Annotated in this window: 10 protein-coding genes; 5 read left to right on the top strand and 5 right to left on the bottom strand. The window is 71.8% G+C overall.

Features of this window, described 5'->3' with window-relative positions; translation table 11 throughout:
• Nucleotides 1-45: 45 nt before the first annotated feature.
• Nucleotides 46-540, top strand: coding sequence for a SigE family RNA polymerase sigma factor (locus ACQPZ4_RS13460; protein ID WP_433059822.1), 495 nt, complete (start codon nucleotides 46-48; stop codon nucleotides 538-540).
• On the top strand, nucleotides 537-1283 hold the full coding sequence (locus tag ACQPZ4_RS13455; protein ID WP_433059819.1) for a DUF4232 domain-containing protein: 747 nt from the start codon (nucleotides 537-539) through the stop codon (nucleotides 1281-1283). The genes ACQPZ4_RS13460 and ACQPZ4_RS13455 overlap by 4 nt, the downstream gene beginning before the upstream one ends.
• Here the strand turns inward: ACQPZ4_RS13455 and ACQPZ4_RS13450 are convergent.
• A complete protein-coding gene (locus ACQPZ4_RS13450) occupies nucleotides 1267-1890 on the bottom strand; it encodes a DUF6928 family protein (protein ID WP_433059816.1) in 624 nt (207 codons plus the stop codon). The genes ACQPZ4_RS13455 and ACQPZ4_RS13450 overlap by 17 nt on opposite strands.
• Nucleotides 1891-2058: 168 nt before the next feature.
• Here ACQPZ4_RS13450 and ACQPZ4_RS13445 point away from each other — a divergent pair, with 168 nt between their 5' ends.
• Entirely contained in the window at nucleotides 2059-2433 is a 375-nt protein-coding gene (locus ACQPZ4_RS13445) for a VOC family protein (RefSeq protein ID WP_433059813.1), read from the top strand.
• Here ACQPZ4_RS13445 and murD read toward each other — a convergent pair.
• Genes murD through ACQPZ4_RS13425 form a run of 4 tightly spaced genes read right to left on the bottom strand, consistent with a single transcriptional unit; the run spans nucleotide 2414 to nucleotide 7161 of the window.
• On the bottom strand, nucleotides 2414-3760 hold the full coding sequence (murD, locus tag ACQPZ4_RS13440) for a UDP-N-acetylmuramoyl-L-alanine--D-glutamate ligase (RefSeq protein ID WP_433059810.1): 1347 nt from the start codon (nucleotides 3758-3760) through the stop codon (nucleotides 2414-2416). The two genes, ACQPZ4_RS13445 and murD, sit on opposite strands and share 20 nt — an antisense overlap.
• 11 nt (nucleotides 3761-3771) lie before the next feature.
• On the bottom strand, nucleotides 3772-4521 hold the full coding sequence (locus ACQPZ4_RS13435) for a succinate dehydrogenase/fumarate reductase iron-sulfur subunit (RefSeq protein WP_433059807.1): 750 nt from the start codon (nucleotides 4519-4521) through the stop codon (nucleotides 3772-3774).
• Nucleotides 4521-6458, bottom strand: a complete 1938-nt coding sequence (locus tag ACQPZ4_RS13430; protein ID WP_433059804.1) for a fumarate reductase/succinate dehydrogenase flavoprotein subunit — start codon at nucleotides 6456-6458, stop codon at nucleotides 4521-4523. Before ACQPZ4_RS13430 ends, ACQPZ4_RS13435 begins: the two co-directional genes overlap by 1 nt.
• Nucleotide 6459: 1 nt before the next feature.
• Entirely contained in the window at nucleotides 6460-7161 is a 702-nt protein-coding gene (locus ACQPZ4_RS13425) for a succinate dehydrogenase cytochrome b subunit (RefSeq protein WP_433059801.1), read from the bottom strand.
• 81 nt (nucleotides 7162-7242) lie between these two features.
• On the opposite strand from ACQPZ4_RS13425, the gene ACQPZ4_RS13420 reads away from it, so the two are divergent.
• Nucleotides 7243-8151 (top strand): LysR family transcriptional regulator, encoded by a 909-nt coding sequence (locus tag ACQPZ4_RS13420; RefSeq protein ID WP_433066503.1) that lies wholly within the window; start codon nucleotides 7243-7245, stop codon nucleotides 8149-8151.
• 60 nt (nucleotides 8152-8211) lie between these two features.
• Nucleotides 8212-8892, top strand: a complete 681-nt coding sequence (locus ACQPZ4_RS13415; RefSeq protein WP_433059798.1) for a hypothetical protein — start codon at nucleotides 8212-8214, stop codon at nucleotides 8890-8892.
• Nucleotides 8893-8907 lie beyond the last annotated feature (15 nt).

Here is an 8907-nt window from a genome sequence, read left to right as displayed (position 1 = left end):
CCTTTTGCCTCCGTCAGGCGTGAGCCATGTGAACGGAGGCGATACATGACGGGGGCCCCCGACTTCGACGACTTCTACTCCGGCAGCTACCGGCGGCTCGTCGGCCAGCTGTACGCCATGACCGGCGATCTCGGCGCCGCCGAGGAGGCGGTGCAGGATGCCTACATCCGGGCGTGGCAGCGCTGGGCGACTGTCTCCGCTTATCTGGACCCGGAGGCGTGGGTGCGCACGGTCGCGTACCGGCTCGCGGTGAGCAACTGGCGCCGGGCCGTCAACCGGCTCGCCGCGCACCGGCGGCACGGCCTCCCCGACAACGTGCCCGACCCCGGCCCGGACCACGTGGCCCTCGTCGACGCGTTGCGGCAGCTGCCGCCGGACATGCGCCGGGTCCTTGTCCTGCACCACCTCGTCGGCCTCGCGATCGACGACATCGCCCGGGAGACGGGCGTGGCCATCGGCACCGTGAAGTCGCGGCTCTCCCGCGGCCGCAAGGCCCTGGCGGCGACACTCGGCGACTCATTCGTGGGCGGTGCGGCATGACGGAACCGAACCTGGACGAGCACCTGGAAGGGCACCTGCTCGGTCTGGCCCGGCACGCCGAGCACGCCGTCGCTCCCCCGCCGGTGTCCGACATCCGCCGCCGGGCCCGCCGGCGCAGCGCCACGCAGCGGGCGGGCGTCGCGGCGCTGGCGGTGGCGGTGCTCGGTACCGGTGCGGCGTTGGCTCTTCGCACCGACCCGGACCCGGAGCCACCGCTGCCCGCGCAGAGCGTCAGCCCGACGCCGGCCCCGACCCCGAGCGCCGCCGCGGCGACGACCGCACCGCAGAGCCCGCCGGGCACGCCGAGCGGCACGACCGGCGCCGCCACGGTCCCCTGCCGCACCAAGACCGGGCTGCGCGTCTCGGCCGGCACCACCGCGGCCGACAAGGGCCACTTCAGCCAGGTCATCGTGTTCATCAACGCCGGCACCGCCCCGTGCCGGATGCGCGGCTACCCGGGCGTGGACGCGGTGAACACGCGGGGCGAGCAGCTCGCGGAGGCCAGGCGCACGCCGTCGGGGTACCTGGGCGGGCCGGGCACGATCGCCACGGTCACCATCCCGGTCGGCAAGTCGGCGACCGCGACCGTGGAGGCGTTCGCGTTCGAGTCGGCCAGCCCGGCCTGCCTGCCGTTCGCGGGCCTGCTGGTGATCCCGCCCGACGACACCGAGTCCACCCTGGTCCCGTGGTCCGGCCCGGGCTGCGAGGAACTGGAGGTGCACCCGGTCACGCCGGCTCAGTGACCGCCTCGGTGGTCCGGAAGCCGCGCATGGGCACGTCGATCCAGTCGACCTCGTCGAAGCCCCACAGCTCGCGCAGCACCACGTCGCCCAGCTCCAGGGGGTGGAACGGCAGCGGGTACTCGCCCTCGTCCTCGTCCGGCTCGACCGGGTGCTCGCCGGCCCAGAACGGGCGCTCGAACGGGTACGGCTCGCCGATGTTCTCCTGGATGCCCTCGTCCGGCAGCAGGCCCAGCGAGCGCACCAGCTTCCCGTCCTCCCAGACGGCGAAGGCCAGCCAGTCGACGACGGAGTGGGTGGCGAACATGAGGATCCGCCGGCCGGCGCCCATGGCGAGCAGGTGGGCCGGCAGCTGCGAGGGGCAGTCGTAGACCACCCGCTTGTCGGCGACGAGCTCGGCCCCGGCCAGGATCGCCACGTGCGTGGTGCCGTCCGGCGGGTACGTCTCGGCCAGGGTGCTGTCCTCGTACGGGTCGGGCTCCACGCGGTGCCCCGGGTGGAGCTCCCGGACGAACTCCAGCGCCTCCTCGGGATCGGTCGGGGTCGCCCCGAGCAGCGCGGGGGCCAGATCCCCGTCGACGAACGCGAGCAGCGTGGCCTTCATCCCCATGCGCGCATGTTAATGTCGGCCCGTGAACACCGGACCGGCGACCAGCCACGCACGGATTGGTGATCCGGTGGAGCACTGATCCCGGCGCGCCTCACGGCCCCGACACGCGGACCCCCTCGCGGGCGAGTTTCGCGTCCCTGTCGGAAGTACCAGTGAGGAGCATGACAAATGCCGGCCAGTTTCAACCACACCATCATCGCGTCGACCGACCGTGGCGAGTCCGCCCGGTTCTATCGCGAGCTGCTCGAGGCGGCGGAGGCCCCGTCCTGGGGGCCGTTCACCAACATCCAGCTCGCCGACGGCGTGCTGCTGCAGTTCGCCGAGCCGCCGGTGGAGATCCAGATGCAGCACTACGCGTTCCTCGTCGACGACGAGCTGTTCGACCGGGCCCTCGCCCGGCTGCGCGAGCAGGGACGAGAGTTCTGGGCCGACCCGCAGCGGCAGCGGGGCGGGGAGATCAACCACGAGCACGGCGGGCGGGGGCTCTACGTCATGGACCCCGCCGGGCACGGGCTGGAGCTGCTCACCCGGCCGTACCTGTGACCCGGGTGGCCTCGATCGCGGCGATGAACGCCCTGGCCCGGGCCTCGTAGTTGTCGTACCGGCCGTAGCTGGGCGCGGCCGGCGACAGCAGCACCACCCCGCCCGCGGGCACCAGCTCCCGGGCGCGCGCGACGGCGGCGGGCAGGTCCTCGGCCACCTCCCGGGCAACCCCGGGCAGGTCCCCCACGACATCGAGGATGTGCTCGCCGCTGTCCGGAATTGCCACAAGCGTCAGCTGTACCGCCTTGTCGCGCAGATAGTCGCGCAGCGGCGTGTAGTCGATCCCGCGGTCCTGGCCGCCGACGAGCACCACCAGCGGCCGCCCGGCGTAGGCCTCGATGGCGTGGATGGTCGTCTGCGGCGCGGTCGACAGCGAGTCGTTGACGAACTCGATGCCGGACGGGTCGGCGATCGGGGTGAGCCGGTGCGGCAGGGGCGTGTACGAGCGCAGCCCGGCCTCGATCGCCGCCCGCTCGCCGGCCACGTCGACGCCGGCCGCCTCCAGCGCCGCCAGCGCCACGCACAGGTTGCCGGTGTTGTGCGTACCGCGCAGCGGAAACGCCTCGCGCGGGAACAGCCGCTCGCCGTGGCGCACGACCCAGCCGTCGGACAGCGCGGGCTCGACCGGCACCAGCGGCAGGCCGGGGCGCGCGGCCAGCTCGGCGCGCAGGGTCGGGTCGGTCGCGTTGTAGACGACCGCCTCCGGCCCGTGCATGGCGATGTTGAGCTTGTGCGCGTAATACTGCGCGGGCAGCCCGTCGCGGGTCCAGTCCAGGTGCTCCTCGAACAGCGAGGTGACCACCGAGACGCGGGGCGAGTCCTGCAGGTCCGCGCACTGGTACATGGACAGCTCCAGCACGTACCGCTCGGCCGGCGGCAGCGACAGGACCGCGATGCCGATGTTCCCGCCCAGCTCGTTCGGGCGGCCGGTCGCGGTGAGCAGGTGCGAGATCAGCGTCGTCGTCGTGCTCTTGCCCTTGGAGCCGGTCACGCCGATCGTCTGCTTGGCGTGCTCGGCCATCCACAGGGCGGTACCCCCGGTGATGGCGACCCCGCGCCGGCGCAGCTCCTGGATCCACGGGTTCGACTCGCCGACGCCCGGGGACCGCACGAGGACCTCGACGCCGTCCAGCGCCGGGCCCATCGCCTCGCCCTGGAACAGCGGGACGTCCCGGTCCCACCCCGCGGCGGCCAGGAAGGTGGTCTTGTCCTGCACGGCGATGAGGGACGCGGGTCCGACCGGGGCGATCGCGTCGAGCGCGGCGATGCCCTCCCGGCCGGTACCCCACACCGCCACCCGCCGCCCGGCGAGCTCCGACAGCTGCATGAGTCGGTACTTTAGCCGCGCCGTCCGGTCGCCGCCTTGCGGTAGTCGCTGTTCAGCCGGCCGATCAGGGTGAGCGGGATGCCCTTGGGGCACACCGTGGTGCACTCACCCGCGTTGGTGCAGCCGCCGAAGCCGGCCTCGTCCTGCGCCTCGATCATGCTCAGCACCCGCGTGTCGCGCTCCGGCTGGCCCTGCGGCAGCAGCCCGAGGTGGCCGACCTTGGCCGCGGTGAACAGCATCGCCGAGCCGTTCGGGCAGGCGGCCACGCACGCGCCGCAGCCGATGCAGGTGGCCGCCTCGAACGCGGCGTCCGCGTCGACCTTGGGCACCGGGGTGGCGTGCGCGTCGGGCGCGGCGCCGGTCGGGGCGGTGATGTAGCCGCCGGCCTGGATGATCGAGTCGAACGCGCCGCGGTCCACGACCAGGTCGCGCACGACCGGGAAGGCCGCCGCCCGCCACGGCTCGACGTCGATGGTGTCGCCGTCGTTGAAGTGCCGCATGTGCAGCTGGCACGTGGTGGTCGCCTTGAGCGGCCCGTGCGCGACGCCGTTGATCATCATCCCGCACATGCCGCAGATGCCCTCGCGGCAGTCGTGGTCGAAGGCGATCGGCTCCTGGCCCTCGAGGATCAGCCGCTCGTTGAGCACGTCGAGCATCTCCAGGAAGGAGGCATCCGGGGAGATGTCCTTCACCTGGTACGTCACCATCTTGCCCTTGTCGGCGGGGCCGGCCTGGCGCCACACGCGCAGCTTGATGTCCATTACTTGTAGCTCCGCTGGGTCGGGTGGACGTACTCGAACTCGAGCGCTTCCCGGTGCAGGACGGGCGGCTCGCCGGTACCGGCGAACTCCCAGGCGGCGACATAGGAGAACTCGTCGTCGTGGCGCATGGCCTCCCCGTCGGGGGTCTGGCTCTCGGCGCGGAAGTGCCCGCCGCACGACTCGGCGCGGTGCAGGGCGTCGACGCACATGAGCTCGGCCAGCTCGAAGAAGTCGGCGACGCGGCCGGCCCGCTCGAGGTTCTGGTTGAGCTGCTCGCCCGTGCCGGGGACCTTGACCCGGGCCCAGAACTCCTCGCGCAGCCCGCGGATGAGTCCCAGGGCCTTGGTCAGGCCCTCCTCGGTGCGCTCCATGCCGCAGTACTCCCACATGATGTGGCCGAGTTCGCGGTGGAACGAGTCGACGGTGCGGTCGCCGTTGACGGCCAGGAGCTTCGCGAGCCGGTCCTCGACGGCGCCGCGCGCGGCCACGACGGCCTCGTGCGTGGCGTCGACCTTCGGGAACGGCCCGGCGGCGAGGTAGTCGTTGATGGTGTTGGGGAGCACGAAGTACCCGTCGGCCAGGCCCTGCATGAGCGCGGACGCGCCCAGCCGGTTGGCGCCGTGGTCGGAGAAGTTGGCCTCGCCGACGACGAACAGGCCGGGGATGTTCGACTGCAGGTCGTAGTCGACCCACAGCCCGCCCATGGTGTAGTGCACGGCCGGGTAGATGCGCATCGGCGTCACGTACGGGTCGTCGCCCGTGATGCGCTCGTACATCTCGAACAGGTTGCCGTACTTGGCCTCGACCGCCGGCCGGCCCAGCCGGGTGATGGCGTCGGCGAAGTCGAGGTACACGCCGAGGCCGCCCGGGCCGACGCCGCGCCCCTCGTCGCAGACGTTCTTGGCGGCCCGCGACGCGATGTCCCGGGGCACCAGGTTGCCGAACGACGGGTAGATCCGCTCGAGGTAGTAGTCGCGCTCGTCCTCGGGGATCTCGGCCGGGGCCCGGTGGTCGCCCGCCCGGACCGGCACCCAGACCCGGCCGTCGTTGCGCAGCGACTCGCTCATCAGCGTGAGCTTGCTCTGGTGGGTGCCGGACTCGGGGATGCAGGTCGGGTGGATCTGCGTGTAGCAGGGGTTGGCGAACAGGGCACCCTGCCGGTGGGCGCGCCACGAGGCCGTCACGTTGCAGCCCTTGGCGTTCGTGGAGAGGAAGAAGACGTTGCCGTACCCGCCGGAGGCGAGCACCACCGCGTCCGCGAGGTCGGTGGTGATCTCGCCGGTGACGAGGTCGCGCACGACGATGCCGCGGGCCTTGCCGTCGACCACGACGAGCTCGAGCATCTCGTGGCGGGCGTTCATCTCCACGTTGCCGGCCGCGATCTGGCGCTCCAGGGCCTGGTACGCGCCGAGCAGCAGCTGCTGGCCCGTCTGCCCGCGGGCGTAGAAGGTGCGGGAGACCTGCGTGCCGCCGAACGAGCGGTTGTCGAGCAGGCCGCCGTACTCGCGGGCGAAGGGCACGCCCTGGGCCACGCACTGGTCGATGATGTTCACCGAGACCTGGGCCAGGCGGTAGACGTTGGACTCGCGGGCCCGGAAGTCGCCGCCCTTCACGGTGTCGTAGAAGAGCCGGTAGACCGAGTCGCCGTCGTTGCGGTAGTTCTTGGCCGCGTTGATGCCGCCCTGCGCCGCGATCGAGTGGGCGCGGCGGGGGCTGTCCTGGTAGCAGTACGAGCGGACCTTGTATCCGGCCTCGGCCAGGGTCGCCGCCGCCGAGCCCCCGGCCAGCCCGGTGCCGACCACGATGATCGTGAGCTTGCGCTTGTTGGCCGGGTTGACCAGCTTGGCGCCGAACTGGCGGCGCTCCCAGCGGGTCTCGATCGGCCCGTCCGGCGCGGCGGTGTCGGCGACGGGGTCGCCCTCGGTCCAGAGGCTCATGTCAGTGCACCAATCCGGTGAGTACCGCGAACGGCACGCTGAGATACCCGACGACCAGCACCAGCGAGAGCACCAGGGCCACCGCCCGGGCGATCCGCTCGCCGCGCGGCGACTGCTGGCCGAGGGTGCGCACCGCGGAGAAGATCCCGTGGCGCAGGTGGAAGCCGACGGCCACGATCGCGAGCGTGTAGAACAGCGTCACGTACCAGCGGCCGGGCGCGAAGTCGGCGATGACGTTGGCCGACGGGTGTTCGTGGTCGCCGACCGGGTTCACGGTGCCCGTGGTCAGGTCCAGGATGTGGAAGATCACGAAGAGCACGATGATGACGCCGCCCCAGCGCATCGTCCGGGCCGCGTAGCTGCCCTGGACCTTGGCCCGGTGGGCGTAGCGCACCGGCCGCGCGGCGCGGGCCCGTCGGGCCAGGACCGCGGCGGCGAAGATGTGCAGCAGCACCGCGGCCGTCAGCCCGCCGCGCTGGATCCACAGGAACCACTCGTGCGGCAGCGCCGGCGCACCCAGGTCGCGCAGCCAGTGCGCGTAGTGGTCGAACGACTCGGCCCCGATGAAAATCTTCAGGTTGCCGGCCATGTGCGCGAACAGGAACAGCACCAGCACGATGCCGGTGACCGCCATCAGGAGCTTCAGGGCAACGGACGATGCCTTCTTCTTCCGGATTGCCGGAGTCGCCCGTTCTGCCGTCATTACCGCCACTCCGCCGACGCTAGGTCCGGCCTTCGCGATTCGTCCAATGCATGAATCTCGCAGTGGCGATAGCCATAAGCTATCGAGGTGCAGCTGCAACAGCTCCGATACTTCGTGACCGTCGCCGAACTACGACATTTCACCCGCGCGGCGGAGCAGCTGGGTGTGAGTCAGCCCACGCTGAGTAAACAAATTCACACCCTGGAGGCGGCGCTGGGCGCCCCGCTGTTCGACCGCTCCCGGGGCGGCGTGGTGCTGACCATGGCCGGCGAGACGCTGTTGCCCCTGGCCCGCCAGGTGGTCGCCGACGCCGACACCGCGCGCGACGCCGTCCAGGAGGTGGTCGGCCTGCGCCGCGGACGGGTGCGCCTGGGCGCGACCCCGAGCCTCTGCACGTCGCTGGTACCCCTCGTGCTGCGCGACTTCCACGCCCGCTTCCCGGACATCGAGCTGCACGTCGACGAGGGCGGCTCGCAGGACCTCGTCGCCTCCCTGGTCGGCCACGGCCTGGACCTGGCCCTGATCGTCGAACCGGCCCGCGGCACCGACCCGGCCCTGGAGACGGTGCCGGTACTGCGGGAGAGCCTGGTGGTCGCCTCGGTCGCGCCACTGCCGTCCCGGGTCGCCCTGGCCGAACTGCGCGACACCCCGCTGGTCATGTTCCGCACGGGCTACGACCTGCGCGACACGACGCTGGAGGCGTGCCGGCGCGCGGGCTTCACGCCGCGGTACGCCGTGGAGGGCGGCGAGATGGACGCGGTGCTCGCCTTCGTCGAGGCGGGCCTGGGGGTGGCCCTGGTGCCGAGCATGGCCCTGGTCAACCGGCCGCTGCTGCACGCGGCGCCCCTGGTCGCGCCGGGAATCCACCGGACGATCGCTTTGGCCCAGCGCCGCGAGTCGGTCCTGTCGCACGCCGCCCAGGCCTTGCGCACCACGCTGCTGGACCACGTCGCCACCGGCCCCCTCCCCCTCGGCGTCCAGCCACTGTGAGACACCCCGCCGTGCATGATCCTTTGTGGGGTGAGCGGGGAGCGGCGATACTTGTCGATCGTGGAGACTGCACGCAGCGAACGGACCCGGCAATGGCTGGCCGCGCACAGCCTCGACACGGAGGGTGATCCGAACGACGCCGCCCGTGATCTGATGCCGGAGATTCGCGGGGACGATGAACTCTCGGACGCCGAGAAGCTCGAGGTCGGGCTGGGGCTGCTGGAGATCCTCAACGCGTACTGGGTGCTCGTCGAGCTGCGCTGGTTCGTCAACGCCACCGAGGACGACGCGCTGTGGGACACGCACTGGCAGGCGCTTCGGGAGCAGCTGGAGCAGCCGCGGCCCAGTGAGGCGGTGCTGTACTCGCTGTGGGTGGACTGGTTCGAGGACATCGCCACCGTCGAGCGGGCGTTTCACGAGGTGCTGGGGCGGGACGCCGGGCGGCTCGGGGAGGACGACGAGGGGCTGCAGCGGCGGGCCGGCGCGGTGCTCAAGGTCAGCGGGCCGGTGCCGTGGAAGCTCAAGTTTCCGGTGTACCAGGCGGCGGCCGAGCACGAGCGGCTGCGGGCGGCGGTGTTCGGGGGCGTGCTGTACAGCTTCCATGACGTCTATGGCTCGCTGGAGATCCAACCGGCGCTGGAGCTGCTCGATCGGCTCGATCTTCCCTCGGAGACCGAGCACCTGGAGGAGCTGCGGGAGGAGCTCGCGGCCGGGCACGCGAACCAGCACCACCGCGACTGAAAGTCTTCTCAGGCG

The organism is Dactylosporangium sp. CS-033363 (assembly GCF_050942475.1).
Lineage (GTDB): Bacteria > Actinomycetota > Actinomycetes > Mycobacteriales > Micromonosporaceae > Dactylosporangium.
Note: the sequence above shows the minus strand (reverse complement) of the source record. Positions and strands in the feature narration are given on the sequence as shown.